This is a genomic window from Pseudomonas sp. TE3895 (assembly GCF_056278855.1).
The window spans coordinates 3,718,849-3,745,563 of the sequence record NZ_JBWBQE010000001.1; the positions used below are offsets into that span (position 1 = coordinate 3,718,849).

General features: G+C 58.9%; 20 protein-coding genes and 2 pseudogenes. 6 read left to right on the forward strand and 16 right to left on the reverse strand.

Annotation, left to right across the window (positions count from 1 at the left end; all coding sequences use genetic code 11):
* Window positions 1–34 precede the first annotated feature (34 nt).
* The 6 genes and pseudogenes from ACZ889_RS16700 to ACZ889_RS16725 all read right to left on the reverse strand — a co-directional run bounded on the left by ACZ889_RS16700 (window position 35) and on the right by ACZ889_RS16725 (window position 6,860).
* The gene (locus tag ACZ889_RS16700; RefSeq protein ID WP_108078631.1) at window positions 35–2,086 is read right to left on the reverse strand and encodes a TonB-dependent receptor; all 2,052 of its coding nucleotides are present in this window, start codon (window positions 2,084–2,086) and stop codon (window positions 35–37) included.
* Window positions 2,087–2,167: 81 nt separating this feature from the next.
* Complete coding sequence (locus tag ACZ889_RS16705; protein WP_108078632.1) at window positions 2,168–2,575, reverse strand: DUF2946 family protein; 408 nt, start codon at window positions 2,573–2,575, stop codon at window positions 2,168–2,170.
* A gap of 194 nt (window positions 2,576–2,769) precedes the next feature.
* Window positions 2,770–2,889, reverse strand: a pseudogene (locus ACZ889_RS16710) (hypothetical protein); the annotation flags it as partial.
* Window positions 2,890–2,949: 60 nt separating this feature from the next.
* The gene (locus tag ACZ889_RS16715; protein ID WP_180688149.1) at window positions 2,950–5,103 is read right to left on the reverse strand and encodes a TonB-dependent receptor; all 2,154 of its coding nucleotides are present in this window, start codon (window positions 5,101–5,103) and stop codon (window positions 2,950–2,952) included.
* 71 nt (window positions 5,104–5,174) lie between these two features.
* A complete protein-coding gene (locus tag ACZ889_RS16720; RefSeq protein WP_014861864.1) occupies window positions 5,175–5,564 on the reverse strand; it encodes a DUF2946 family protein in 390 nt (129 codons plus the stop codon).
* Window positions 5,565–5,966: 402 nt separating this feature from the next.
* A complete protein-coding gene (locus tag ACZ889_RS16725) occupies window positions 5,967–6,860 on the reverse strand; it encodes a LysR family transcriptional regulator (RefSeq protein ID WP_180688148.1) in 894 nt (297 codons plus the stop codon).
* Between the two features lie 101 nt (window positions 6,861–6,961).
* On the opposite strand from ACZ889_RS16725, the gene ACZ889_RS16730 reads away from it, so the two are divergent.
* From ACZ889_RS16730 to ACZ889_RS16740, 3 genes are all read left to right on the forward strand, one after another.
* Window positions 6,962–7,375: a VOC family protein gene (locus tag ACZ889_RS16730; RefSeq protein ID WP_004374879.1), complete on the forward strand. Its 414-nt coding sequence runs from the start codon at window positions 6,962–6,964 to the stop codon at window positions 7,373–7,375.
* A gap of 158 nt (window positions 7,376–7,533) precedes the next feature.
* The gene (locus ACZ889_RS16735; RefSeq protein WP_033725482.1) at window positions 7,534–8,850 is read left to right on the forward strand and encodes a cation:dicarboxylate symporter family transporter; all 1,317 of its coding nucleotides are present in this window, start codon (window positions 7,534–7,536) and stop codon (window positions 8,848–8,850) included.
* A 13-nt stretch (window positions 8,851–8,863) separates the two neighbouring features.
* Entirely contained in the window at window positions 8,864–9,010 is a 147-nt protein-coding gene (locus ACZ889_RS16740; RefSeq protein ID WP_175442727.1) for a hypothetical protein, read from the forward strand.
* A 42-nt stretch (window positions 9,011–9,052) separates the two neighbouring features.
* On the opposite strand, the gene ACZ889_RS16745 is transcribed toward ACZ889_RS16740, so the two are convergent.
* The 3 genes from ACZ889_RS16745 to folE2 form a co-directional block, all read right to left on the reverse strand.
* On the reverse strand, window positions 9,053–9,775 hold the full coding sequence (locus tag ACZ889_RS16745) for a DUF4198 domain-containing protein (RefSeq protein WP_180688147.1): 723 nt from the start codon (window positions 9,773–9,775) through the stop codon (window positions 9,053–9,055).
* A gap of 14 nt (window positions 9,776–9,789) precedes the next feature.
* Window positions 9,790–11,880: a TonB-dependent siderophore receptor gene (locus ACZ889_RS16750; RefSeq protein ID WP_180688146.1), complete on the reverse strand. Its 2,091-nt coding sequence runs from the start codon at window positions 11,878–11,880 to the stop codon at window positions 9,790–9,792.
* Between the two features lie 305 nt (window positions 11,881–12,185).
* Window positions 12,186–13,130: a GTP cyclohydrolase FolE2 gene (folE2, locus tag ACZ889_RS16755; protein WP_265980319.1), complete on the reverse strand. Its 945-nt coding sequence runs from the start codon at window positions 13,128–13,130 to the stop codon at window positions 12,186–12,188.
* Between the two features lie 353 nt (window positions 13,131–13,483).
* Here folE2 and ACZ889_RS16760 point away from each other — a divergent pair.
* From ACZ889_RS16760 to ACZ889_RS16770, 3 genes and pseudogenes are all read left to right on the forward strand, one after another.
* Window positions 13,484–13,917, forward strand: a pseudogene (locus ACZ889_RS16760) (TerC family protein); the annotation flags it as partial.
* Window positions 13,918–14,240: 323 nt separating this feature from the next.
* Complete coding sequence (arfB, locus tag ACZ889_RS16765) at window positions 14,241–14,654, forward strand: alternative ribosome rescue aminoacyl-tRNA hydrolase ArfB (RefSeq protein WP_004374860.1); 414 nt, start codon at window positions 14,241–14,243, stop codon at window positions 14,652–14,654.
* Between the two features lie 258 nt (window positions 14,655–14,912).
* A complete protein-coding gene (locus ACZ889_RS16770) occupies window positions 14,913–15,275 on the forward strand; it encodes a histone-like nucleoid-structuring protein, MvaT/MvaU family (RefSeq protein WP_004374858.1) in 363 nt (120 codons plus the stop codon).
* A 223-nt stretch (window positions 15,276–15,498) separates the two neighbouring features.
* Here the strand turns inward: ACZ889_RS16770 and ACZ889_RS16775 are convergent, their stop codons facing one another.
* From ACZ889_RS16775 to ACZ889_RS16805, 7 genes are all read right to left on the reverse strand, one after another.
* Entirely contained in the window at window positions 15,499–16,407 is a 909-nt protein-coding gene (locus ACZ889_RS16775) for an amino acid ABC transporter substrate-binding protein (protein WP_476257589.1), read from the reverse strand.
* A 48-nt stretch (window positions 16,408–16,455) separates the two neighbouring features.
* Complete coding sequence (gene potE / locus ACZ889_RS16780; RefSeq protein ID WP_476257590.1) at window positions 16,456–17,796, reverse strand: putrescine-ornithine antiporter; 1,341 nt, start codon at window positions 17,794–17,796, stop codon at window positions 16,456–16,458.
* A 139-nt stretch (window positions 17,797–17,935) separates the two neighbouring features.
* Complete coding sequence (locus ACZ889_RS16785) at window positions 17,936–19,048, reverse strand: hypothetical protein (RefSeq protein ID WP_014861893.1); 1,113 nt, start codon at window positions 19,046–19,048, stop codon at window positions 17,936–17,938.
* Window positions 19,049–19,134: 86 nt separating this feature from the next.
* The gene (locus ACZ889_RS16790; RefSeq protein WP_476257591.1) at window positions 19,135–20,550 is read right to left on the reverse strand and encodes a DUF2252 domain-containing protein; all 1,416 of its coding nucleotides are present in this window, start codon (window positions 20,548–20,550) and stop codon (window positions 19,135–19,137) included.
* Between the two features lie 295 nt (window positions 20,551–20,845).
* Window positions 20,846–22,279, reverse strand: a complete 1,434-nt coding sequence (locus tag ACZ889_RS16795) for an efflux transporter outer membrane subunit (RefSeq protein WP_476258023.1) — start codon at window positions 22,277–22,279, stop codon at window positions 20,846–20,848.
* A 1-nt stretch (window position 22,280) separates the two neighbouring features.
* Window positions 22,281–25,490: an efflux RND transporter permease subunit gene (locus ACZ889_RS16800; protein ID WP_476257592.1), complete on the reverse strand. Its 3,210-nt coding sequence runs from the start codon at window positions 25,488–25,490 to the stop codon at window positions 22,281–22,283.
* Window positions 25,487–26,698, reverse strand: coding sequence for an efflux RND transporter periplasmic adaptor subunit (locus ACZ889_RS16805; RefSeq protein ID WP_060538618.1), 1,212 nt, complete (start codon window positions 26,696–26,698; stop codon window positions 25,487–25,489). The genes ACZ889_RS16800 and ACZ889_RS16805 overlap by 4 nt, the downstream gene beginning before the upstream one ends.
* Window positions 26,699–26,715 lie beyond the last annotated feature (17 nt).

Consider the following 26,715-nt stretch of genomic DNA (forward strand, 5'->3'; position numbering starts at 1 on the left):
CCCGAGCCACTGGCGCCGACCAACGTGCAGGCTTTCAGAAGTCGAACGTCACGCCGGCATACAGCGCACGACCGTCACCCGGGGCGTGCAGGGAAGCCTCCGCACCATCCGGGTCGTACCACACGTACTCATAGTAGCGGTTGGTGAGGTTCTTCAACTGCAGGTCGACACTCATCGCTTCGGTGACCTTGTACGTCGCGCCAAGGTTCGTGAGTACGTAACCGCCATACCGGCCCTGGGTATTCTCGCGTTCCAGGTAGTAGTGGGTCTGGCCATTCATCCAGGCCGTCAATTGCAGGGCAGGGGTGGCCTGGTAGCTGATGCCGGTGTTCCACAGGTGATGTGGCACGTGGTCGATTTCCTTGCCTTTGCTGGCTGGCAAGGCACTGCTGGGCTCAAGGATTTTCGAGTACTGCCAGGAATAGGACATCCACATCTCGGTGCGTGCGTCCGGGTGCAGGTTAACCTGCAGGTCATAGCCCCAGCGGCGTGTCTCGCCGACGTTGTCCGACTCGCCGCTGGGGTCGTTCAGACGGCGGCTGACCTCGCCCGTGGCGTCCTGGCGCCAATAGGCGAAGCGGCCATCGACCCAACCGGCTGGCGTGAACTTGACACCGGTTTCCCAGCCTTCGTTGATCGACGGAGAAAGGTCTTCGTTGCGCGGTGGTACTTTGTAGGCGGCCGCGCCCGTACCCACCTGGAACGTTCTGCCCCAATTGGCATAGACGCTGGCGACCTTCCAGGGTGAATAGACCACGCTGAGCTTGGGCTGTTTGATCAGGCCGTAGTCGTTGATGTCGTAATCCAGGCCGGTCATCTCGTTGGTGAAGTCACCGCTGATCCTGTCCACACGGTACGCCGGGACAATCTTCAGCGATTCGACCGGTTCGATCTCCGCCTGCACATAGGCCCCCACGGTGTTGAAGTCGTAACGCTGGTCGCGGGTTTGCGCCTGCCGCACGCGGTTGAGCGTGCGGTAACGTTCGCTGCGGTTTTCCTGCTTCTGGATATCGCTGCCGCCTTCCAGGGCGAAGGCATGCAGCCAGTCGACCTGCGGGCGCCAGGTGAGCGAGGTAATGGCGCCGTACTGGGTTTCGTACGTGTCGCGTTCCTGCTGCGAACTGCTGCTCCAGTACTGGGTCCAGCGCCGGTCGTCAAAGGTGTTGACGTAGGTCCTGGCGGACCAGGACAGGGTCTGCGCCAGTTCGGTATCGAAATGCAGGCTGACCTGGTTCATCCGCCGCGTGCCCTTGTCCGTGGCGTTGTAGTCGTTGCTCATGCGCGGGTGGTGGCGGGCGTTGTCCTCGGTCAGGTAGCCGGCCTCCTGCGCTTCGGACTCGTAATGGCGGGCGATCAGGCCCACGCGGTAGTTGCCATCGTCCGGGGTGTAGAACCATTTACCGCCGAAGCTGTAGCGTTCGGTGTCGGCATGGTCGCGGTAGCCGTCGACCTGCTGGCGGGCGAAGAAGTAGTTCTGCGTCCAGTTACTGGTCTCGATGCCCTTGGCCAGTTGCACCTCGCGGGTGTTGAAGCTGCCATAACGCATGCGCGCTTTGTTGTAGTTGCCGCCGGTACGGGTATTGATGTTGACGTTGCCCGCAATGTTGTTGAGGCCATAGCGCGGGTCGCTGGTGCCGCGCACCACCTCGATGCTGTCGATGTCCATGGGGAACACCGAGTCGATGAAGGGCATGTTGCCGTCATTGGTGTTGCTGGGAATGCCGTCGATCAACAGTTTCACGGCGTTGATTTCGCCTTCGCCATTGAAACCGCGGAACGAAAGCTTGCCGGAGGTGGTGCCTTGGTTGAACTCGGTGAGCATCACCCCCGGTGCCCGGCGAAACAGCTCCCAGCTGTAGGCAACTGGCATCTTCTCGAGGATGTCACCGCCCAGAATATCCACCGAACTGAGCACGCTGGTTGTGGCCAGGGGGCCGCTGTCGGTGCCGGTCACATTGACCGCGCCGAGGGTGAGTACCGAGTTTTCGGCAGGCAGTGTTTCAGCGATGGCAAGTGACAGTGGGTTGAGGCCGAACAAGGCGAGCACGGGCAATACGGCGCGTGCGGTGCAACGGGACGCAGGCATGTGTGGTTTCCTGGCAAAAACGGTCGGGCAAGGTCAGGCGTCGTGCAGCGCACGCCATGACCACAAGACAGCAGCGACGGTTTAGGCCAGGGGTGAGGCGCGGGGATTCAGCCGAGGCCACTGTTCTCGTGGCAGCGGCAAGGCATGACGGTCTCCCAGTAGAAGGTCGGCCGGCCAGTAGCGGGGGAACAGATGGCGGTAGTAATCACCGCCTGCCAAGGCATGGCTGGCATGGCCACAACAGCAGTCACCACGCTGATGCTTGGGTTCAGGGGAATGGTCGAGTTGCGGCAGGTCTGCCTTGAGCTGGGTCAACAGTGACTTGGGCAGGCTCTGGGCACCGTGCAGGCTGCAGAAGCTGCCAAATATCAACGACTGGCTGTCGATGCGGGGGGCCTGCAAGGCACGGTCAAGCGGCATCGCCAGCAGGTTGAACAGCAGGGCGAAGCAGGCGAACAGACAAAGTTGTGCACGTGCAGGTGAAAGCATGAGTCACCCGACCGAACGTGGCGCGAATTGAGCCGCATCCGTTGCGGGCTGTATACATTGCGTGGCAGGCCATTTTGTCGCAGGTGCACCACGCTGAGGGCTAAATGACTGCGCATGCTGGCGGCCACCCTGAACACCCGCATCAGCCAGGCGAACAGGCGCAGCGCCTTTAGCGGCTGTTGCGCCCAATGGTCGGGCAACTCGGCGCAGCACCCCGCCGGCAAAGCCGGCAGGTGGGCAAGGCGCTCGGTCGGTGTCAGCTTGGGGTAGCCGCCCTACAGCATGGCAACCCCAGAGACGAACCACCGCGCCATGAACAGGCAGGCGACGATGCCCAGCCAGCGGTGCCACAGGTACAGCTGGCTCCACGCTCATCAGTAGCGCCACTGCACAGCGACTTCCAGGCTGCGCGGTTCACCCAGGTAGTACTGGGTGTTGGTCTGGTGGATGAAGCGGGCATACACCTCGTCGGTGAGGTTGCGCAGCCGCGCGCTGACTTGCACGTGCTTGTCCAGGTCGTGGGTCATGGACAGCCCGTAGACGGTGTACGACGGTACCCATGCGGTGTTGGCGGTGTTGGCGTACACCGATGAGACATAGCGGGCATCGGCCCCTACCTGCCAGCCGGGCGCCAGGTCGTAGGTCAACCAGAGGTTGGCCACGCGGTCGGGGATGTTGACCGGGTTCTTACCCTTGCGCGAGTACACCACGCCGCCGATGGTCTCGTTGAACTCATCGTATTCGGCATTCACCCAACTGAAGTTGCCCGCCGCCAGCAGCTTGGACGTGACCTTGAACGAGGCTGCCAGCTCGATGCCGGTGGAGGTCTGCTGGCCCGCCTGCTCGGTGGTGTTGGGCACGGTCGAGGAGGGCACGGAGATATCCTTGCGCACGATGCGATACGCCGCTGCCGTCGCCGAGCCGCGGCCGTCGAGGAAGTCGAACTTGCTGCCTACCTCGACCTGACGGCCGGTGCTCAGGTCGAAGTCGCCGACCTGGCTGATCGAGGCGCTGGTCAGGGTACCGCCTGGTGGTTCGGCCGAGGTGCTGTATTGGGTGTACAGGCTGACGTTGGAGGTCAGGTCATAGACCAGGCCCAGGCGACCGCTGATGGCGTCCCAGCGTCGGTCGAGCCTGGCTCGCGCCACATGGTCGACCACGTCGAAGTCGATATGGTCGTAGCGCAGCGCGGTGATCAATGACAGTTGATCGGTCAGGCGGGTACGGTTCTCGACGAAGGCCGAGGTGGTGTCGGTGGTGGTGGTTCTGCCCTTGGTCATGGGCGCGTCCATGCCGGGGATATCGAGGAAGTGCCCGGGTTCGAAGCTATTTGGGTCAACCGTGTCGAACGCCCCCTTGGACAGCGGGTAGTTGGTTTGCTGGTTGGTGCTGTAGTCCATGCCGAACGCCCAGTCGCTTGCCAGGCCGAACAACTGGCCCTGGTGGGTCAGCTCCAGCTTGTCGCCGTTGACCTCCTGGTCGTGCCGCTGGCGATAGCCGCCGGAGCGAGCGATGGCGCTGTTGTCGGCGTTGTAGCGATACACCTCGAGATTGCGGTAATCGCGCTGGCCGTTGTAGTGGTAGAAGGTATTACGCAGTTGGGTGTTGTCGTCGAAGCGATAGTCGGTGATCGAGCGCAGCCACCGGGTGCGCTGCTCGTAGCGACCGTCTTCGACGTTGTAGTTGTTGAAACGGTTGTGCTTGTCGATGTGTAAGGTACCGACCAGTGGCTGCAATACCGGTGTGCCCCAGTAAGGGCTGTCCTCTTGCTCTTCCAGGTATTCGATGGCCAGCGTGTGCGAGAGCTGATCGTTGATGTCGCTAAGCAGCGAGAAGGCCAGGTTGCCGGCCCCATTCTCCTGGCGATCGATATAGCCGTTGGTGCTGGTGCGGCTGTAGTCGAGGCGTGCATAGTGGCGTGGGCCGTCGCCCGTGTTCAGCGCCTTGTTGAAGGCGACCGACGTTTCCATGGTGTCGTAGCGTGCATAGCTGACGCGCCCTTCGAAGGTGTCTTCGTCACGGCTTGCCAGCCGGGTGATGAAATTGAGGCTGCCACCGACAGCGCCGCTGCCGTTGAGGAAGGAGGAGGGCCCGCCGAGCAATTCGACGCGGTCGTAGATCCAGGCGCCCACCGGGCGCGCCGCGCCGCCATACTGCAAATTGATGCCATTGAACAACTGGCTGATCTGGGCACCGTTGAACCCTCGGTACGCCACATATCCCCCCCAGCCGGGCGGAGCCGAGGCGTTAACCCCGGGCAGTGCATTGGCGGCGTCCTGGAAGTTACGTGCGCCAATGCGCTCCATGGTCTTGCGGTCGGCAACGCTGACGGAGGCGGGGTTCTCCCTGGCGCTCAGGTTCAGCCGCGAGCCGCTTTCGATGGGGCGATCAAGGTCAAGGCGGGTTGCCTCCGTGGGTTGATTGGCTGTGGCCGTGACATTGCTGGCCGGCAGGGTCAGGGTGTCATCCTGCGCCCAGGCACAGGTTGCGCTGCCAACGAGCAGCGCCAAAGTGGTCATGCGGAACATGCAAGGCTTCCTGGCTGAAATCGGTGAGCACACGCCCGCTGCCGATCAGGCGGCACGGGGACGTGGCGATGTCAGAACGCGAGAAGCGAAGCGGGAGAGGCGCGGGGATTGACCAGTGGCCAGCGCTGCCTGGGCAGGCGTGGCGGCGGTTGGTTGGGTAAAGGGCTGCCCGGCTCGCCGGCGAGCAGGGTCAGCAGGCCGAAAAAGACGGCCAGCAGTGTGGCGCTGAACAGGCTGGCGATCACGCAGTCACCGCCGGCAGGCAGGCTCGGATCGCTGAAGTCTTGCTCACCTTGGACCATGCCGCTGCTGTCGGCCGCGCACCAGGCGGCATCATCCATGCCAGCCAGGCGCAACCCGGCCATTTGCCCATGGCCCATGGCGCACAGCAACGAGCCGAACAGGATGCTGAAATACAGCACCCAGGCGACCTGTGATCGTGTGTGGTGGGCCAGCTTCATTGCAGGACTCGGCGTGACAACTGAATGATCAGGTTTAGAGGTTGGCGAGGGATTCTACATGTTCTGGTGCATCTGAACAGGGGGGATTTTTCAAGCACGAATAGTCAATCGGGTACTGTCGGGGGAGGGCTATCGCAGCAATGTCGGCTTCATGTACAGGCCCACCGAGACTCAGTGCTCACCGATGAGTTCGGCAGCAAGAGCGCGGAGTTCGTAAAGCACAAGTCCACTGCCCGCGTGTGCAAACAAGCGCGCGGCATGCCGGCTGCAGCCGGGTTAAAATGCGCAGGGGTAACGAGATGGGCGACACCCTTGGAGAGGTAGGCCGCCACTCCTGTTGTTGCCAGTATGGGCGTGGTGAGATCCGGCCCCGAGTCAGTTCAAGCATGATGGCTGAGGCAGTCAACGCAGCGCGTGTGTGATCGATGGGAAGCTGCAGTTATTCATAAGCTGTTCCTTCAAAACCTCCACCGCTTTAGGCCTTCTGGGGTTGGACTTGTAAAGCAGGACTACCTGGCGCATGTAGCGGTCAGCGTCCGACACGGGCGTTGCCTGTACGTCGTCAGTTTTCAATCCCGCCCATAGCGGGACGACGGAGGCCCCCATACCTTTTGCGACCATGATGTAGATTGCATCTAGCGCATCCAGATTGCAGAGGACATCGGGTTGCAGGTTATTGTCATTCAAATATTGCTGTGCAATCTGCCCACCCCAGGCATTTGAGTCATATCGAATCAGGTTTCGACCAAGAATCGTCGAGCGGATGTCGCGCTTGTCAATCGGGTCTTTGGTCAAAAGCATCAGGGGTTCTTCTCGAAGCACCTGTACACGAATGGTTTTGGGGACGGTGAAGGGCGGACATACCATGATTCCCGCATCGAGCTCTCCGCAGGCTACTTGTTCGTAAAGACTGCGCGAGTCCCCTGGCGTGATGCGTAGCCTCAGTTGCGGGGCAATACTTGATAGCTGATTCATGGCCTCCGGCAATAGGCCTGTCAACGCTGTAGAAATCGCGCCGATCTTGAGGTACCCGGACAGGCTACTGGTGTCCAGATTCTCTTTCAGCTCTGCTGCCCCCTGGATCAGATCTCGAATTTTCGGCAGCAACGACAGGCATTTCTCGGTAGGTTCGACAGCGTGTGCGCTTCGGTTCAGGAGTTCGCACGCCAGCGATTTCTCGAGTGCTTGTATACGTTGGCTGACTGCAGGTGCGGTCAGGTTTTCCCGTCGAGCAGCCGCTGCAATCGAGCCAGTTTCTATCACCGCCATCAGGCTTTCGAGAAATCGAGTGTCCAAAACATTTCCTTTCGCTGAGAGATGGAAAAATGCGCTTTAGCACGTGCGCGAGGCTACGCTAACCTCCCCAAAAGTTCTATCACGAAGCAAAGAGGTTAGTTATGAAATCGTTATTTCATGTTTCGTACCACGTCACAGATCTCGAAACGTCTCGTAACTTCTACGGTAACATTCTCGGCTGCAAAGAAGGCCGTACGAGTGAAACTTATGTGGATTACGATTTCTTCGGTCATCAGATTTCGCTTCACAAAGGTGTTCCTTTTCCAACTACCCGTACCGGTAAAGTCGGCGACCATGAAGTGCTGATGCCGCATATCGGCTTGGTGCTGCATCTGGATGACTGGTTCGCGATGGCAGATCGCCTGGCGCTTCATGGCGTGCAGTTCGACATACCGCCGGTTGTACGATTCCCGGGCCAACCTGGGGAGCAGCGAACGATGTTTTTCCTGGACCCCAGTGGCAACCCGATCGAGATCAAAGGGTTCAAGGACTTTGAAGGTGTATTTGCCAGCTGATTGGCATAAACCTTCGGGACGCGCCTCCCGCTTTGTCTGCGTGAGATAAGAGGCGTGTATCGATGAGTGGCCACTCAATAAAAATAACAGGCTCCAACGATGTGTTTGGCATTTTTGCCGGCCAATGTACAGTCCAAATTATAATAACTGGAGGACGTATGGCGAAGACTAGTCTGGTGACTAGAATTATTGTAGGTCTTGTGCTCGGGGTTGTAGTGGGGGCACTTCTCAATTTCTTTCCCGAGTACAAAGCCTGGATAATCAGCAGCTTTTTGCAACCCGTCGGCGATATTTTCATCAAGATGATGAAGATGATTGTCATACCCCTTGTATTCGCGTGCATGGTCGGCGCGATTGCAGGCAATGGTGATAGCAAGGCGATAGGGCGGGTAGGGGTGAAAGCCTTGTTCTACTTCTTTGTCGTGACCAGCATCGCAATTGTGTGTGGCCTGCTGGTTGGCAATCTTGCGCAGCCAGGCGTAGGTGCCAACTTGACGACGCTGACAAACACCCAATCGCTCTCGCTTCCCTCTACCTCGGAGAGCACAGGGTTTGCTCAAGTCATCCTCAATATCATCCCGGACAATATCGTCGGTGCAATGGCGCAAGGAAAGCTGTTGCCTGTCCTGTTCTTCTCGGTCATGTTCGGCTTTGGGCTAAGTGCTCTGGACAAAGAGAAGAAAATGCCGTTGATCGCGGTAGTCAATGCCATTTCCGCGACGATGTTCAAGGTGACGCATATCGTGATGCACTACTCACCCATCGGGATCTTTGGCCTGATCGGCGTGACGGTAGCCAACTTCGGGCTTTCCGCGTTGCTGCCTCTGGCAAAACTGATTGCCGTCACCTACGTCGCGGTCATTCTGTTCGGCGTGGTCGTGCTGGGCGGCATCGCGAAGGTTGCAGGGATCAACATCTTCGACCTGATCAAGGCGATCAAGGATGAGTTGATCCTGGCGTTCAGTACTGCCGCCTCGGCGACTGTCATGCCCCAGCTGATTGAAAAGGTCGAGGCCTACGGTGCGCCGCGTTCGATTGCTACGTTGGTTATTCCTACGGGTTATTCCTTCAATCTGGATGGCGCATCGCTGTTCGTGGGCATCGGCACGCTGTTCATCGCGCAGCTGTATGAAATTCCCCTGAGCTTGGCTGACCAGGTGATGCTGATCATCATCATGGTGCTGACCTCCAAGGGCGCAGCCGGCGTCCCGGGTGCCATGTTCGTGATCTTGACCGCTACGCTGACCAGTGCCGGTCTGCCGGTGGAAGGTATTGCATTCATCGCCGGAGTCTATCGCTTGATGGACATGCCGATCACGGCGCTGAATGTCTTGGGCAACGCACTGGCGCCTCTGGTTGTGGCGAAGTGGGAGAACCAATACCGGATGCCTGCTGCCCCGGTGGTAGCGCCCGAGGAGCGCCCGCAAGTGTTGACCTCTTCAATTAGCGCTGGGGGCTCGGCAAACGCGACCTAATGTGTTCATCGACATGATCGCTCTGCATGTGATGCAAGTGCCCATCATGCAGGTAATCGACATGCCCATCGTGTTCGATTGCCGTGTGGCCGCAGCCGGGCTTGTGCCGATGGACATGGTGCGGATGCTGGTTGCAGGCACTCATTCCGAACGTCTCTAACTGCCATACCTCGGCCGTCACGGCCGAGGTAGGTCGCTTATGTTACTCGTGGTGCGGCTCACCCAGGAACGTCAGTGAACTGAACAGACTCTGCTGGGCCACGGGGCTGCCGTCTGCCATTGGCAGGGTAGCCTGGGCCGCGATGATGTTGAGTCCTTCATTGCGTACGGTGATACGTGCCCGGCCTTGCTTGTCGGTGGTGGCGCTGACCTGGTGAGGGGCGCCCCGGTAATCGCCCTGCAGCGGGATATCAGCAGCCGGTTTGCCATCGAGCAGTACCTGCACTTCCAGCGTCTTGCCTGGCCCGACTTGCAGAGGGTCGCTCAGGGGAACGATCGCTAAACGCAGCATGTCCAGTTTCGGCAGGCGGGCGCCGCTCTGGTAGATCGCCAGGCTGTATTTCAAGCTGTGGGTGGAGGCGATCGCATCCTTGACGTGGGTGCGATCCTGATTGACCCATTGCTTGTCCGGGCGCTGCGACCAAGGCCCGTTGTCCAGCAGCACGGCAAGTGCCGCAGGCGGGGTAAGTGGTTGCAGCACGGCATGATCCGCCAGGCGCTCGACCGTGACCGGGACCATGTTCCCGGTCGCGTCGAACGCCCAGGCGCGCTTGATCTTTTCCGCCTTGTAGGCGTTATCCTCGGCGCCGTGGCCGTACACGGCCTCGATACTGCCACGTCGCTCCTCGGTCCACAGGCCGTGGGCGCCTGCGTTGACGCTGACCATCAGGGTCAACAGGGAAGCGACTTTCAACGATGGATGCATGATGGTTCCTCGGTTCAAAGGCTAAGGGTCAGGCTGACACTGAAGTTGCGTGGCTCCCCGGGCAGCACCCAAGCGCTGTTGTACGAGCGTTCGTAGTACTTGCGGTCGAATAGGTTGTTGAGGTTAAGGCCGACGGTGACCTGTTCGCTGGCCTTGTAGTGCGCCAGCAGGTCGACCGTGCTGTAGGCGTCCAGGGTGAAGTCGCTGCCGGCCTGGCCGGAGCGTTCGCCGACGTAGTTCACCGCTGCGCCCACATCCGAGCCGCGCAGGGCACCGTCCTGGAATTCGTACACGCCCATCAGGCTGCCGCTGTTACGGGCGATGCCGAGCAAGTCGCTGCCTTTGGGCAGGGCTGCGTCGCCCTTGGTGACCTCGGCGTCGATGTAGGCGTAGGCGCCGATCACTCGCAACGCGTCGGTCAGCTGGCCGCTGAACTGCAGGTCCAGGCCTTGGCTGCGCGCTTCGCCCGCCGCCACGCTCTCGCCAAGGGCGTCGGTGGTGATGACGTTCTCCTTGTCGATATGGAACAGGGCGATGGTCGCGCCCAGGCGGCTGTCGAGAAGGTCGAGCTTGACCCCGGTCTCGTAACCCAAGCCCTTTTCAGGCTTGTACACCTGGCCCTGGGTGCCGATGGTGTTGGGTTTGAACGAAGTGGATGCGTTGGCGAACACGCCGACTTGCGGGGTCAGTTGGTACAACACCCCGATGCGCGGTGTGGCAACGTCCTTTTCCTGGCTGTTGCTGAGACCCGTGGTGCGGTTCTGCGAGGTCTGCTCGAAGCGCTCCAGGCGTACGCCCAGCAACCCGCGCAGGCGCTCGGTGAAGGCGATCTGGTCTTGCAGGTTGATCGCATAGCTTTCAGTGTGCTCGAAGAAGTCGTTGGCACGGGTGATGGCCGGCTTCGGCTTGCCGTATACCGGGTTGTAGATATCCAGCCCATACGCTGCGGAGGTGGCGCTTTGCGGGTACTTCTGGCTGTTGCGGTAGTTTTCGTACTCCAGCCCGACCAGGGTCTGATGCTGCCAGCCACCCAGCTCGAACTGCCCGTGCAGCTCGGCCTGGGTGATGTTGTCGTTCCATTCGAAGTCGCGTTCGCGATAGAAGCGCGTGATGGTGGTGCCCACCAGGGCCTGGGGTTCGGAGCTGTTGCCCTTGAGCGTACCCTGGGTGTAGTGGTTGGCCAGGCGCAGCGTCCAGTTGTCGTTGAGCACGTGTTCCAGCGCCACGTCGAGGGTCTGGTTGTCGTTGCGGATCTCGCCGTCATTCGGCTCGCCAAGGAAGGTCGAGCGCTTGACCGACCCCATTTCGCCGTTGACCGCCGGAATGCCGCGGTCGAACACCGACTCGGTTCGGGAGAACTCGGTGTCGATCATCAGTCGGGTGTCGGGTGACAGTTGCCAGCTCAGGGAGGGGCTGACGATACGGCGCTCGCTGCCGACATGATCGCGGAAGCTGTCGTTGTCTTCGACGGCGAGGTTGATCCGGCCCAGCAGATTCCCCTCGCTGTCCAGCGGCGAGTTGGCGTCCAGGGCGGTGCGGTAGCGGTCCCAGCTGCCTGCGCTGAGCGTGAGCGTACTGAAGGCTTCGGCCTGGGGGCGCTTGGTGACGATGTTGACTAGCCCGCCAGGGTCGCCACGGCCGTACAGGCTGGCAGCCGGGCCTTTGAGCAATTCGATGCGTTCGATGTTCGACGTGTCCGGCGCGCTGTAGCTGCCGCGGTTGATGGCGAAACCGTTCTTGTACAGCTCGCCCGTGGTGAAGCCGCGCACACTGTAGTTGAGGAAAGTCAGGCCGCCGAAGTTGTTCTGCCGCGACACGCCGCCAGCAAAGTCCAGGGCGCGGTCGATGCGGGTGGTGTTGAGGTCCTTGATCACCTGCGCGGGCACGACGTCGATACTCTGCGGTGTGTCGCGCAGGTCGGTATCGGTGCGGGTGGCGGTGGCAGAGCGGTTGGCACGATAGCCTTGCACCGGCCCGTCGGCGCGTTCTTCGAGGTAGGCGTCGGTGATGGAGGTTTCGTTCAGCAGCAAGGGTTGTGCCGCTGAAATCGGCTGGCCGAACAAGCCCAGCGTCAGGCCGGCCAGAAGGGGTGCACGAGGGTTCACGTAAAGTCTCCGTTTTTCACGCTATAACGTTGCATTTTTGGTACGTCCTGACTTGGGCACTGTCCACGAGCTCGAAGGGGATCGACGGATACACCATCAGGCGCCACGGTGTGGGCTGTGCAGGCTGCACTCGATGCCAACATCGAGCCGCCCCTGCTTCGGGCGGTGCTGCATCACAGATGACAAGAAACCCTTGCGAGTAGAGCGGCCCGTCTTGCGTCAGGCCTGACAAATGAATCCTGATGAGAAAATGTTCATGTGTTGGGATGCGCATGTTATTAGATGTAATAACGTAACACCAGTGGTTAGCGCTCATTACCGGTTGCAAATGATTCTTGTTGGTCAGGCCCAGATGCCTGCGGGGCGGACCAGGCCGAGGCATCGTGCGGGTGCAGGCTTTCCAGGTGGCGAACGTGCACTTGGCTATCGCGGTAACCCTGCAGGCTTACCTGAATACGCCGCGCAGCATCCTCGACAAACATCAGGTTCTGCCCGTTGAGTGCCGCGAAAGCCTGTTCGTCAGCCCGTTTCACGGCGGTCTGAACCGGCGTGCGCAAGGCGCCTTCGACTTGGTCGATCAGGCCCAGCAACCCGAGATTAGGGGCATCGGCAGGCACCGCGACGCGCACCCGAGCTTCGCTGCGCTGGCTATGCGGCGTCGCCAGCGACGCATTGCTGCGCAGCCACTGCGCGACGGCGCTGGCTTCGAGCAGCGGCTGGTCCTTGAAGGTTCGCAGGAAGCCGTCCTCAATCAATTGTCGGGAGAGAGCGGCCGAGCACGGGCAGGTCGAAGAGTAGCCGATCCTGACCTCGATACTCAGGTTCAGTGCCCCGCCGACCTTCGTGGCGAGCACGTGAACCGGGTACGACTTCCAGCCAGAGAGGCCCTCGGTCACCAGCGCAGGGCGGCGAACCAACAAGTCGAAATCCAGGCGCAACCTGGCATTGCGGCTATCGCAATCCTGATGGCTGTCGATCATCTCCTGCAACAGCGCAAAGAGACTTGCCGGCGACACCGCCGCAGCCTGCCCCCAGGCGTCCAGCAGGCGATACAGCCTGGACATGTGAATGCCTTTGACGTGCGGTGCCGGCAGGTCGACCTGGACATCCGCCCGGGCGTGTAGCTCGTGCTGGTAGGTCGCTTCTTCGATCCTTACCGGCAGGTCGATACCCTGCATGCCGACCCATTGCAACGGGCTTAGGCTGGGGGCCAGGTCGGTGACGGAAACGTCGGGTAATGCTGAGCTCATCATGTCTATCCAGTGGTGGGAGCCTTGCACGTAGCAGCAAGGGGTATGAATCAGTTCCAGCCGGGGAAGGGGTTGGTCAGCTTCATCCAGCCTTCCGTTCCCTGGGCCCGGTTCGCAGGCGAGCCAGAGGTAAGGCTTAATGTGGATAGTTATAACATAACATTAAGGTCAGGTTGCAAATCATGTCCGTGCTCTTGAGCAGGCAGAGGCAGGAAGCCGCTTCGCCTGTGGCTGCTGGAGTGGGAGAAAACTGCTGGACAAGATCGACGCTGGCCTGGACCGCGTTGCCCGGGGCGAGCTGAAACGTAGTCGCTCGGGCAATTTCTATGTGCAGGAATGTCACACAATACCTGCGCATCACCAAGGAATTGCACGGTCAACGCTTTGTGGTTCGCTGCCTGACGTGTCAGGGAAAAGAACGCTATGGGTGACGCCACTATTCCTTGCACTTGTCCTGATTGAATGTGCAGATTTAGTGTTTGCTGTTGACAGCGTGCCTGCAATTTTTGCAATCATGCAGGATCCGTTCATCGTTTATACGTCGAACATCTTTGCAATTCTCGGCTTGCGCGCGCTCTATTTTGCATTGGCTGCGATGATCAGTCGCTTTGTTTACCTTAAGTAAGCCCTGGCTCTGGTGCTTGTCTTTATCGGCGCGAAAATCTTCCTTCATGGCGTTGTGGGTAAAGTGCCAGTCGAAATATCGTTGAGCGTTACCATCGGCCTTCTGATTGGCGGCGTGTTGCTTTCGCTTTGGAAAACCCGAGCGTCCGCTAACGCTCATTGAATGATTACGGCCGTTGACCGGCAGGACAAGGACACGCTCCGTAAGCATGGCATCGTGGCCTGCGCGTCCAATTACGAACGCCATGGGGACTCGTCCGAGTGGGTGATGACAGTGGCCGAGGCAATGCAGTAACGATCGCCTCTTGGGCCTTCACACTCGGTCAGTTGTCCCCGCAGGTTCAGTTTGTACGCGCTGGCCTAGCGCTCAGGTGCAGCTTTCTGCGTGGCGGCGCTCACGATGACCCTGAACGGACAGAGCATTATGTGTTGTCCTATGGGACAGCGGCGCAGTCTGTGATAATGGGGAATGAAAAGGGCCCTATCATGTTGACCATCTCCAATAACGTGCATCTGCCGGATGCCGAAATCGAACTCACATACATCCGCGCGCAAGGCGCGGGCGGGCAAAATGTCAACAAGGTATCCAGCGCCGTGCACCTGCGCTTCGACATCCCGTCTTCATCGTTGCCCGAGTTTTACAAGGCGCGGCTGCTGGCGCTGCGTGACAGTCGTATCACCGGCGACGGCGTATTGATCATCAAGGGCCAGCAGTACCGCACACAGGAGCAGAACCGTGCGGACGCTTTGGCGCGTCTTGCCGAGTTGATCATCAACGCTGGCAAGACCGATAAGAAACGTCGCCCCACCAAGCCGACCCTGGGCTCCAAGACCCGCCGCCTCGAAGGAAAAGCCAGGCGCAGCGCTGTCAAGGCGGGTCGGGGGAGGGTGGAGTTCTAGGCTCTGTCAGTTGCGGTAGTCGTAATGTCGGCTGAGTGGGCCATGCAGCGCTGGCGCGTGTCAGCGTAGATAACTTTCTACTCGCCAAGGTCAGGCTGGAGGGTTTCAAATTCAGGCATCTCTAAATGAGACATTGGCGGTGTGGCGCTTGCACTGCAACAGGAAAGTGGAGCAGGTGGCCCCGATTTTCATTTCGGTTTGAATTTAAACTGCGTTAGGATGTTCTAAAGGTCACCTGTCCAACTTCGGAGTATCCCCATGTCGCGTCTGGCAGAATTTAGACAACTTGAGCAAAAATTGGCCGCCCAGTTGGCCGAACTGGAGGCCATGAAAGGCAGCCGTGAGCTTCAGAAAGAAATCGAGTTTGAGACCAAACTGCGCGATCTGCTGGGCCAATATGGCTATAGTCTTCGTGACATCATCAACCTTCTGGATCCACAGGCCAGTCGCCGTGCCGCACCTGCTGCCGCAGAGAAAGCACCTCGTCGCGCTCGTCAGGTTAAGCAGTACAAGAACCCGCACAACGGCGAGATCATCGAGACCAAAGGTGGCAACCACAAACTGCTGAAGGAGTGGAAGGCTCAATATGGATCTGATGTGGTCGAGTCTTGGGTTTCCTAAGTTCGATCAAAGACGCAAAAAAAGAAACGACCTCAGAGGCCGTTTCTTTTGCCCGTGGATTGGCAGGCTGTATCCCATGGTTTCCTCGACACTTGCCACGCTCAGGAAATGGCGTTTCTCCTAGTGACCTGCGGCCAAGGTTAGCGTCTGTATGAAAAGCCTTGAGACGGCTTTTCATACAGCGCCTGGAAGGCTGCTTGCAAACGGCCTGTAGTGATTGATGTCACTCGGGCAACGCATACACCCTGAACAATTTCTTCACGATATCGTTGGTCCCTCCCAAGTATTTGTCGTAGTCCTTTTCAATGGAGCCCGAACGATAGGCTTCGCTCAAGGCCGTATCGACCAGCAGGCGGAAGTCGTCGTCATTGCGCTCCACCATCATCGCCACCGGCGAGTACTCGAATATGCGGTCCAGGAGCATCAGGTTTTTGGGAGCCCCTTCCTTGGCTATTTCGTTTTTCAGCAACATGCGCTCGGCAAAGAACGCGTCCGCCTTGCCGTCGGCGACCAGCTTGATGCCCTCATCGTTGTTGGCCACGGTAACCAGTGAAGCGATTACACCAAGCAGGCGCATCCTTTCGCGAATCCAGTCTTCGGTTACACCGCCCTCAATGGTGGCGTATGTGTGGTTGGCCAGACCGTTGTTGATGCTTGCTCGCCAGGTCGGTCCGCTATTGGCGACTTTGCCATTGAGCACATTGAGCAGCGATTCGGGGGCATCCTTGCGCACCACGACAGAGAGACCGGCGGTGTAGATCGGTATGGCGTAACTGATCGTCTTGCGCCGTTCCAGAGTGGGCGGAGTCGGCGTGCAGAGAATATCGACTTTCCCCTGGCTCACCGCACTGACCTGCTCGTAAACCGTAACCGGCTGGTAGCGCACTTGCAGGTCCGGCAGGCCAAGTTCGCGCTTGAGCTTGTCTGCAACTTTAAGGCACTGCTCGATGGCATAGCCGCTGGCTTTGTCGCCTTCCTGCGTGCTGAAGGGGGCCAGGTCTGGCAGGTAGCCCATGATGAAGCTGTGGCTGCTGCGCACGCGTTCAAGTGTGGAGGCACTGGCCATCAAAGGCAGCGTCAAAAACGCCAGAGCGAGCAAAAAACGGGTGGTTTTGATAAAGGGTACGTTCATGTCCGGTTTCCCCGTATGCAGATGTCTGTGCAGTCCTGTCTGCCGCGCCTAAGGATTGTCGGCCCCGGCCTGTTCGGCTGGCAGCGTGTTGGTGAAACGCTTGGCGAGGAAACCGTAGAGCAGGTAACCGAAGGCCAGCACCAGGGTGCCGCCCATCACCGCATCCTTGCCGCAGGCATACAGGGCATACAAGGAGTACGTCACCGCAACCAGCAGCACTACCAGGTTGCGCGCGTAGATCGTCGTTGAGACACCGGCCTTGTACATGATGACCAGCAGACCAGTCAGCGCGGTTAAATATGGGATGAGGTTAGTCACCGCCGCCAGGTTGACCAGCTTGCTGAACTGGGCGGCGGCATCCGGTGAAATGGTCGACAGGGCCATCAAGGTTTGCAGCACGCCACAGACGATCATGCCGACGACAGGGGCGTTCATGGCGTTGACCTTGCTGAAGAACTTGAGGAACAGGTTCTGGTCGGCGGTCATCTTGGCAGTTTGCGCCAAGGTAAATTGCCACCCCAGCAGCGAGCCGACACACGCCATGACCGCCAGGGCCATGACGATATGGCCTACCAATGGATTGAACATCGTGGCGTAGACCAGCGCGAAGGGGGCCGTGGACTTGGCCAGATCGGCATTGGGAATGATGCCCTGGATGACGGTGGTCGACAGTATATAGACACCGGCAGCTCCCAAGGTACCGAACAGGCAGGCCAGTGGCACGTTGCGCTTGGGGTTTTCCACGGCATCGGTGGCTTGGGCCGCCGACTCCATGCCCAGGAACGCCCACAGGGTCAGAGGAATGGCTTTGGCGATGGACTCGGAAATCGGCAGATCGTTAGGGTTCCAGGCGGCGACCAGTACATCGGGCTTGAACCAGAACCAGCCGATGATGCAAAGGCCCGCTACCGGAATGATCACGCCCCAGACCGTGAAAGCACCGATCTTGCCGGTGATGCCGGGGCCGCCGAAGTTGGCGAAGGTGGTCAGCCAGATTAGCCCGACGGTGCCTATGCACAACGGGATGGCACCACTACCCAGCCAGGGCAAGAAAGCGGTCATGTAGCCCACCGCAGAGATGGCCACGGCCACGTTGGCGATGGCCAGAGACAGGAAGTACAGGTACGAGCAGAGGAAAAAACCCGACTTCGCATGAGCCTCTTCAGTGTAGGCGGATAACCCGCCAGAGCGTGAGCAGAAGACGCCGCACTGGGCGAAACAATAAGCGATGGCCATCGAGCCGATCGCCGTGAAAAGCCACGACAACAGCGAGACGGCGCCCAGTTGAGCCATGTTGGTAGGCAACATGATGATCCCCGAGCCCATCATGTTGACTGTCACCAGCGTCGTGAGCCCGACCAGGCTCATTTTTTTGCTTGAATCAGCCATCGCAAACTCCTTGCCGCGTTCAATGTTTTGAACCTTGGTCCGGCAACGTGCAACGCGTGGCCGAATAGGGGGCTAATGCTCAATCCGCAGGCAGCGCCTTTGATATGAGCTTGGCAGGGTACGGATAATGACTGGCACATCAGTTAGCGGGTACGGTGATCACAGGGGCCTGCGGCGCCACGCCTGTTTCGGCAAGAGAGAACAGTACCAGTATGAACAAAAACTCCGATTTGGATTTCATGTCGTGGTCGTCGATCCAAAACCAATAGTCGCGATAGTGCACAGCAGCATACGCATCGGCGGGTCGCTCTTCGCTTGAATGGATGCGAACCAGAGGATCGTCCCACGGACTGGGATGATCGGGCACGGGAGGCATGGGGTTTGCTCGCCCATCTTGCAAATGCGCGGCAGGGGCCTCGATCGTCGCGGCGAGTTCCAGAAAGATTTCTGACATGGAGCGTGTCAGCAGCGCAATCTCGGTATCGCTCCTGGATACCATACCGAAAGTAAGTGTCAGTTCATCCTTGTCGGGCCGCAAGTGAAGAATCTTTCGTACGGTACGGCGATCCTTCTCCACATCATCGGGGATGTCACGTTCGATCATGAGCACTTCGCTTCTTTCGTTCGCGCGGGTACTGACCCTTACACCTAGCGATTCCGAACGCTGTATCCGCCTTAACGCATCCAATAGCTCATAGAAACGTGGATCTGCGGCACGCAAGCGTGTAGGTGATACCGATCGATTGTACACACCATTCGCTGCTCGGACGGTCAATTGCAGCACGCGGTCGACCGGGTAGCCTGCCTGAATAAGCGAAAAAACGGCCTCAGGAGATAAGGGTTGCAACAAGTAGCGTGAGAACCGCTCCCCGGAAAGCGGTGTATAGCTGATTGTTGGACGATCTGTGTAAACGCCGGATGCGCCTATGGCCTGACTGCTACCGTCGTTGGGCCATCCCGAAAACCAGCCTGCTGCGAGGTTGACCTGACTTTGTATGGCGCTGGAGCTGATCACCGAAGAGACTTCCAGATACACCGGTGCATCGGCGTAGCGCAACTTGACGATATTGAGCAGTGTCTGTTCTTTCCAGGTTGTGGCAATCACTGTGCCGTAATCTGTGCGATCGCGCTGTATCGAGGTCGGCCCCAGCGTACCGCAGCCTCCGACGTAGCACGCCGTGGCGATCAGTACCAACAGGCGGATACGGTACGGTAGGTGCGTGATCTTCGGCACTGAGGTCTGGTGATCCATAGTGTTGCCTCATGACGCATTTTTGGTGGGCCTCAGGTAATGGCATTCAGCGCGTTCGGTTAAGGCAACAGCACGGGGCGGCGGTGTCAGTCTTCTTCTCTCAATGCTTTGATCCGTCCGGATTTTTCTGCGGCTACCAACGCGGCATAGTCTTTTGCATTTTGCTTTGCATAGGTCATGACAAATTTGCCGATGGCCTGGTCGAAGGAGTCCGACTTACCCAAATAGCCGCTAATCAGTGCCGCATCCCCGGATTTTGCATGGGCACGCGCGAGGGTACGACCGCATAGCTCGGCGTACAGCTTCATTTGTACGGTCGTTGCGCCTTCGATCGGCGCGGACATTTTCATGTCCCGCAACTGCCGCACAAAGAAATGGCGGCCTTTTTGGCCTTGCGTCCAGCCCAGAAAAATGTCGCTGGAAGACTGCATCAGCCGCTGCCCTGTGACAATGCGTTGCCCCTGGTTCTCGTACTCGCTTTTTCCCGCGTAAGGCGCCAACACGGAAGGGCACGCTTCCTTGAATTGCAGAAGCAGGGGGTGGTTCTCCGCGGAAAAGAACAGGCCGACAAAACAATAGGTGCCGACGCTTCCTATTCCGACGGCTTTGACGGCAAAGTCTTCGAGACGGTACCGATCAAACAGTGTGCGGCGTTCATGGGGTAGCGATAATCGATAGTCTTGCAGTGCCGCATGCACCCGTTTATCAAAGTCCTTTTCATAGATATGAAACAGAACAGGGGGTTGATCGATCAGGCGTCGACGGCCCGCCACTTCACTGCTGATCATGGGATAAAGGTAATCGCCGACTCGAACCTTGGCTTTTTCTATCAATTGCTCACGGTTTTTTTTGATTTTGGCATTGGGGGCCATATCGATGATCGTTTGTGCATCCAGGTGGTCATACCAGACTTCCAGCGGGCTCAATTTCGAAAGCTCGCGTAGACGTTCCCGGTAAGCTTTAACGGATTTGACGGCGATCGCGTGGGCATCTTTTTCGCTGAGCCTGTTATCTGCAGCCGCGACGGCGAAGCTGATCGCCAGGCGTTTGACATCCCACTCCCAGGGGGCGGGAAGGGTTTCGTCGAAATCATTGATGTCAAAAATCAGATTGCGCTCGGGTGTCGCGAACAGTCCGAAGTTCAACAGGTGACAATCACCGCACGCCTGTACCCGAATGCCGGTGTTGGGGAGGCTGGCCAAGTCATGAACCATCAATCCCGCAGAACCGCGCAAGAAGGTGAAGGGGCTGCGCAACATGCGTCCATAGCGCACGGGCACTAGACTGGGGAGCCTATATCGATTGGACGCTTCAAGGAGATCGATAGGGTTACGATGCTTGCGCGGTGGTTTCCACACTGCGTGAGATGAGTGTGGCAGGCTCTCGCGTATCTGCTCTCCTGCGTTCAGGCGTTCTTTTCGCGAGCGAAAAGTCGGCTCGTAAATTCCGAACTTTGGTTCTCGAGCCGCACCCTTGACGGACTTTTTTTTACTGGGAGACATTTCCACTCCTTTGCTCAACGAAGTCGAAGTTGTTCAGGAGCAAGATCGCGTTATGGTTCGGTCCCTTTACAAAAGCGTAGCAGCCTGCCCCTGAACTGCGTGGATGCTCCGCTTGGAAAACCGCACATTTCATAGCCTTGGCGGGAGCGTGTTGTGGTTTGTCTGTGAACCGGATCCGTCATCCCGCGCCACTGTCCTTCCAGCGCAAGTGTTTAACCTCGAGCGGGCCAAGGTACAGCTACAGCTGGCGGTAGCACGGCTAAAACGGTCTGCCGACATGGCGTCTGCATCATGCTCATGGTCGCTTTTGGTTGGCAGTTGCTGTCAGCTTGTCCGCCTCGGTCACCCAGCCACCACCGGTTGCCTTGTACAGATCGATCATGTTGGTGAACACCGAACCGCGGGTGCGGGTGTAATCCAATTCGGCGTCGAACAGGCTGCGCTCGGCGTCCAGCACCTCGATGTAGCTGGTATAGCCGTTGTCGTAGCGCAACCGAGCGTAATGGGCATAAGTCCTCAGTGCCTCGACTTGCCTGGCTTGGTAGGCCATCCGTTCTCTGGATTTGCTCGATGCGACCAAGGCATTTTCCACGTCCCTGAACGCCGATTGAATCGACTGTTGGTAAATTTGCAGCGCCTGTTTCTGGATGGCTTCAGCTTGTTGTACCTGCCCGGCAATACCGCCGGCTGTGAAGATTGGCATGCTTAGCGCCACACCATAGGACCAGGTGGAAGCGGGTCCAGTGAACAGGTTCGACAGTTGGTTACTGGCGGAACCTAACAGGCCGGTCAGGGAAATAGTCGGGAAGTATTGAGCCTTGGCAGCGCCGATCTGTGCATTGGCCGATATCAGATTCAGTTCTGCCTGACGCAAGTCCGGTCGCCGTTCAAGCAAGTCTGATGGTAAGCCGGCCGGCACCGTTGGCAGATTCAGTTGGGCCAGGTCACGGCCGCGGATGATTGGCCCAGGGTTACGCCCAAGCAGCACGGCCAAGGCGTTTTCCTGTTGCGCGACCAAGGGCTGGAGTTGCGCAACTGACGCCTGGGTGCGCTCAAGTTCGGATTGATTCTGTGCCAGTTCCATTTCGGAAATGGTGCCGGCACCGTAACGCAGTTTGAATATTTCGTAGGACTCACCGCGAGCCTTGGCGGTCGTGCGGGCGATTTCCAGTTCCCGGTCGAGGTCGCGTAAGGTCACGTAGCTCGACGCAACCGAAGCGACCAGACTCAATATCACGCTTCGACGGCCTTCTTCCGAGGCCAGCAAATCGGCACGGGCGGATTCATCCAGGCGGCGCAACCGGCCCCAGATATCCAGCTCCCAGTTCACGCTGAGAATGGCCTGGTAGTTGTTGAACACCGGATCCACCGACGGGTCCAGCGAGACCGGACCGGTGTCCTGCGGCGAACGGGAGCGCTGCCCTTGGGCCCCCAGACCGACTTGTGGAAACAAGAGAGAACGGGTCTGGCCGTAACGGCCCTGGAATTCTTCGACCCGCGCGGCGGCAATTTTGATGTCCTTGTTTTCGAGCAGCGCCGTGCGGATCAGTTCATTCAGAACCGGGTCGTGGAACTGCTCCCACCACAGCGTATTCGACAGGTCTTTTGCTTCTTTGTCCGCATAACGGTAGGCAGCGGGGGTGTCGATTTTCGGGGGCTGGTAGTCTGGCCCCACCATGCAACCCGCCAGGCTCAGGCACAACATAAGCGGGATAGGAGGCTTACGCATCTCAATCTCCCTCATGTCGGTTTTGTGCCGCGCCGTCGGGAATCGTCGGAGCCTGCGTCGTAGCAGTCGGCTTGGCGGCTGTTTGGGCGTTGTCCTTTTCCCCGAACATTCGCTCCACCAGGTAATAGAACAGGGGGATGAAGAAGATCGCGATCACCGTCGCCGCCAGCATGCCACCAATCACCCCGGTACCAATGGAGTGACGGCTGTTCTCCGAGGCGCCGACGGCAATGGCCAGAGGCACGCAGCCGAGGATGAACGCCAGGGACGTCATCACGATAGGGCGCAAACGTTCTTTTGCCGCGGTCATCGCGGCATCGTAGGCCGACATGCCGGTTTCCCGGTTCAATACCGCAAATTCGAAAATCAGGATGGCGTTTTTGGCGGCCAGCGCCACCAGCATGGTCAAGCCGATCTGGAAATAGACGTCGTTGCTCAAGCCCCGAAGCAGGACGGCGAGCAGGGCGCCGAACAAGGCAAAGGGTACGGCCAGTAGCACACCCACGGGCAGTGACCACTTTTCGTACTGCGCCGCGAGGATCAGGAACACCATCACCAGGCCGAAGATGAACACCTGGGAGGAGGCACCTCCGCTCTTTTTTTCCTCGAATGCCTCGCCGCTCAATGCCAGCGCATAGTCATTGGTCATGATTTCCGCGCCGATCTCCTCCAGAGCCTGTAGTGCCTGGCCTGAACTGTAGCCTGGCGCCGGGTTCGCTGTGAGTTTGACCGCCGGGAAGTTGTTAAAGCGTGTTAGCAGGTCAGGACCGGTGACGTAGCGGGTTGTCAGCAAGGCCTTGAGCGGCACCATGTCGAGGTTTTTGCTGCGCACAAAGATCTGCTGCAGGTCCTCGGCCTTCAAGCGATAGGCCGGTTCGGCCTGCAGAATCACCTGCCACAGGCGACTGAACTTGTTGAATTGCGAGACGTAGAGCGAGCCGAACATGGTCTGCATGGCGCTGTAGACATCTTCGACCGGTACGCCCAGGGATTCCGCTTTCTCGCGATCGACGTCGACCATCAATTGACGGGAAAACACGTTGAAGGTGGAGGTGATGACGCCCAGCTCCTGACGTGTCTTGGCTTTCGCCACCAGATTGGCGACCAGTTCCGCCAGTTGGTCGACATTGCCGTCGCCCTTGCTTTGAACCCAGACTTCCATGCCTCCGGTGGTACCCAGGCCGGGAATGGACGGTGGGTTGACCGGCAAGATGATCCCTCCCTGAACCGTGGAAAACGCCCGCGTGGCCTTCTGGATCACTGCGGGGGCGCTTTGTGCCTTGATGGTTTCGGAGTCCTTGTAACGCCCCTCGAAATCCTTGAAGCCGACAAAAAACGCACCGGCATTGTTCTTGTTCTGGCCGTCGAGCAGGCTGTAGCCGTTCACAATCGCGACACCTTCGACGGCCTCATCTTTTATGAAGAAGTCACTGGCCAATTTGCCGACCTCGGCGGTGCGATCCAGGCTGGCAGCGTCGGGCATGATCACCGCGCCAAGCAGGTAGCCCTGGTCTTCCGGTGGCAGGAACGCGCTGGGGATGCGCTCGGCCATCAACAGGATCAGCACGATCATGCCGGCAAAGAGTAGCAATGCCAGCACGAAGCGCTTGATCATGAACGCCACCGAGCGTGAATAGCCCTCGGTCAAGCGCTCGAAATTGCGTTCGAACCAGCGGAAAAAGGCGTTCTTGTCACCGTGCTGCGGTTTGAGCAGCAGGGAGGCCAGGGCGGGGGACAAGGTCAGGGCGACCAGCCCGGAAATCACTACAGATATGGCGATGGTGATCGCGAACTGCTTGTAGAGTTGACCGGTGATGCCGCCCATGAAGGCCACCGGAATGAACACCGCGCACAGTACCAGGACGATGGCCACCACCGGGCCTGCCACTTCATCCATCGCCCGTTTTGCCGCGTCCTTGGGCGTCATTTTGTGCACCTGCATATTGCGTTCGACGTTTTCGATCACCACGATCGCGTCATCCACCACAATACCGATGGCCAACACCATGCCAAACAGCGTCAGCATGTTCACCGAAAACCCGAGGGCGGACATGCCGATGAACGTGCCGACGATCGACACCGGCACTGCGAGCACCGGAATGAGCGTGGCCCGCAGGCTCTGCAGGAAGATGTAGACCACGATAACCACCAGTACCAGGGCTTCGAAGAAGGTGTGGATTACCTCGGAAATCGAAGCTCGGGTAAAGGCCGTGGTGTCCATCACGATCTTGTACTCGATGCCCTCGGGAAACGTGGCCTTCATGTCCGAGAGGGTCTTGGTCACTGCTGCGGAAACATCCAGGGCATTGGCGCCGGGTTGCTGGTACACGGAAATCAGCGTCGCCGGCCGGCCCTGGTAGGTGCTGCGCAAGGAATAGTCTTTTTGCCCCAGCTCGGCGCGTCCAACGTCTTTGAGTCGAACAACCGCCGCGCCGTTGTTGCTGGCACGCAAGATGATGTTCTCGAATTCCGAAGGCTCGGTCAGGCGTCCCTTGGTGGTTACGGCAAACGACTGCTCCACGGGTTGCCCCGTAGGCGACTGGCCAACCCTGCCTACGGCGAACTGCTGGTTCTGATTGGCGACGGCTTTCTGTACATCGGCGGCGGTGATGCCCAGCTGGGCCATACGGTCAGGCTTTAGCCAGATCCGCATGGCGTAGTCCGGCGTGCCGAAGATACTGGCCTGGTTCGCCCCTGGAATCCGCTTGATCGCATCGAGGATATAAAGGTTGGCGTAGTTGGCGACATAGGTGCTGTCGTAGCGGTCGCCGGCGGAATACACCGCAAGCACCATCATGAAGGCCGAGGATTTTTTCTGTACCTGGATGCCCTGGTTCTGCACGGCGGAGGGCAGTTGCGGCAGGGCCAGATTGACCCGGTTCTGCACGTCGACTTGCGCCAACGAAGGGTCGGTGCCTATTTCGAAAAAAACATTGAGGGTCATGTTGCCCGTCGCGGAGCTCGACGAGTTCATGTAGATCATGTTGTCGGCGCCATTGACTTGCTGTTCGATGGGCGCGGCCACGTTATTGGCCACGACTTGCGCATCGGCACCGGGGTACGTCGCGGCCACCGTAATCTGCGGCGGCGTTATATCCGGGTACTGCGCAACAGGGAGCTTGAGCATGGCCACTGCACCGGCCAGGGTGATGATGATGGAGATCACCGAAGCGAAGATCGGCCGGTCAATGCAATAGTGGGAAATGCTCACTGGCTTTTCCCCTCATCGGCTTTTGCTGTTTGCCCATCGGCTGAGCCTGTTGACGAGGCACCAGGTATACCGACGATCTTCAATGGCCCGTCTGGCGTGACCCTGATCGCGCCATCGACCACGATGCGCTCGCCGACCCGTAGCCCCTTGTTGATGAACCAGTTGTCACCTTGCCAGTCACCCACTTCAACCACGCGTTGCTCAGGTTTTCCCTCGGCATTGAGGACCCACACGAAGTGACTCTTGGAACCTTCCAGCACGGCTTTTTGCGGCACAAGAATGGCATTGGGTCGCGTAGCGCCTTTGGCCAGGGCTCTCACAAACTGACCAGGACGCAGCAAGCCATCGGGGTTGGCGAGCACTGCCCGAACCAGGAAGGTGCCAGTATCCTGACTGTAGGAAGGTGCCAGAAAATTCACCTTGCCAGTGTTGGGCGCCACGGTGCCGTCAGCCAATACCACTTCAACGATAAAATCACTACGCGGTGGAAAAATGAGATGGCCGGCGGCTATCTCGTCGCGGTATTTCAGCGTCTCGTTTTCCGAGAGGCTGAAGTTCACGTACATCGGGTCCATCTGTGACACCGAAGTCAATAACCCCGACTCACCTGGCGTCACATAACTGCCATCCTGTTTTTTGGCATAGCTCGAAAGTCCGGCAAGGGGTGAGCTGATGGTGGTGTAGCTGAGGTTCAACTGCGCGGTACGCACAGTACCCTCTGCGGCCAATACGGCGGCATGGGTCTCACGTTCGTTGCCCACCGCATTGTCAAGGTCCATCTTGCTGACCGCATTCTGCGCCGCCAGCGGCCGTACCCGCGCCAACGTGGACTTGGCTACCTCCCAGCGAGCTTGTTGCTGGGCCAGTTGGCCTTGGGCCGACAACAGCGCGGCCTCAAACGGTTTGCGGTCCATCTGGAACAGCGTTTGTCCGGCTTTGACCAAATCGCCTTCGGTGTACAGCCGCTTATCAAGGAAACCGGCCACGCGCGCACGGATTTCCACCTCGCGGGAACTTTGGGTCTGGGCAACGAATTCGAAAGTCACTGGCGTGTCGCGGGCGGTGACCGTCATCACAGTGACTTCAGGCGGGTTATGCGCAGGGGAGACGGGTTCTTTGCCGCAGCCGGCAACTAGACTTAAGGCGCCTAGGACAATAGCGATGGGCAAACCGACAGGCTGTCTGACAACATTAATGTTCCAGCGCATACTCTTCTCCGTGAAGC

Coding starts and splice junctions, on each gene's coding strand:
- ACZ889_RS16700 (WP_108078631.1), bottom strand. CDS start 2,086: ATGCCTGCGTCCCGTTGCACCGCACGCGCCGTATTGCCCGTGCTCGCC.
- ACZ889_RS16705 (WP_108078632.1), bottom strand. CDS start 2,575: ATGCTTTCACCTGCACGTGCACAACTTTGTCTGTTCGCCTGCTTCGCC.
- ACZ889_RS16715 (WP_180688149.1), bottom strand. CDS start 5,103: ATGTTCCGCATGACCACTTTGGCGCTGCTCGTTGGCAGCGCAACCTGT.
- ACZ889_RS16720 (WP_014861864.1), bottom strand. CDS start 5,564: ATGAAGCTGGCCCACCACACACGATCACAGGTCGCCTGGGTGCTGTAT.
- ACZ889_RS16730 (WP_004374879.1), top strand. CDS start 6,962: ATGAAATCGTTATTTCATGTTTCGTACCACGTCACAGATCTCGAAACG.
- ACZ889_RS16735 (WP_033725482.1), top strand. CDS start 7,534: ATGGCGAAGACTAGTCTGGTGACTAGAATTATTGTAGGTCTTGTGCTC.
- ACZ889_RS16740 (WP_175442727.1), top strand. CDS start 8,864: ATGATCGCTCTGCATGTGATGCAAGTGCCCATCATGCAGGTAATCGAC.
- ACZ889_RS16745 (WP_180688147.1), bottom strand. CDS start 9,775: ATGCATCCATCGTTGAAAGTCGCTTCCCTGTTGACCCTGATGGTCAGC.
- folE2 (WP_265980319.1), bottom strand. CDS start 13,130: ATGAGCTCAGCATTACCCGACGTTTCCGTCACCGACCTGGCCCCCAGC.
- arfB (WP_004374860.1), top strand. CDS start 14,241: ATGTTGACCATCTCCAATAACGTGCATCTGCCGGATGCCGAAATCGAA.
- ACZ889_RS16770 (WP_004374858.1), top strand. CDS start 14,913: ATGTCGCGTCTGGCAGAATTTAGACAACTTGAGCAAAAATTGGCCGCC.
- ACZ889_RS16775 (WP_476257589.1), bottom strand. CDS start 16,407: ATGAACGTACCCTTTATCAAAACCACCCGTTTTTTGCTCGCTCTGGCG.
- potE (WP_476257590.1), bottom strand. CDS start 17,796: ATGGCTGATTCAAGCAAAAAAATGAGCCTGGTCGGGCTCACGACGCTG.
- ACZ889_RS16785 (WP_014861893.1), bottom strand. CDS start 19,048: ATGGATCACCAGACCTCAGTGCCGAAGATCACGCACCTACCGTACCGT.
- ACZ889_RS16790 (WP_476257591.1), bottom strand. CDS start 20,550: ATGTCTCCCAGTAAAAAAAAGTCCGTCAAGGGTGCGGCTCGAGAACCA.
- ACZ889_RS16795 (WP_476258023.1), bottom strand. CDS start 22,279: ATGCGTAAGCCTCCTATCCCGCTTATGTTGTGCCTGAGCCTGGCGGGT.
- ACZ889_RS16805 (WP_060538618.1), bottom strand. CDS start 26,698: ATGCGCTGGAACATTAATGTTGTCAGACAGCCTGTCGGTTTGCCCATC.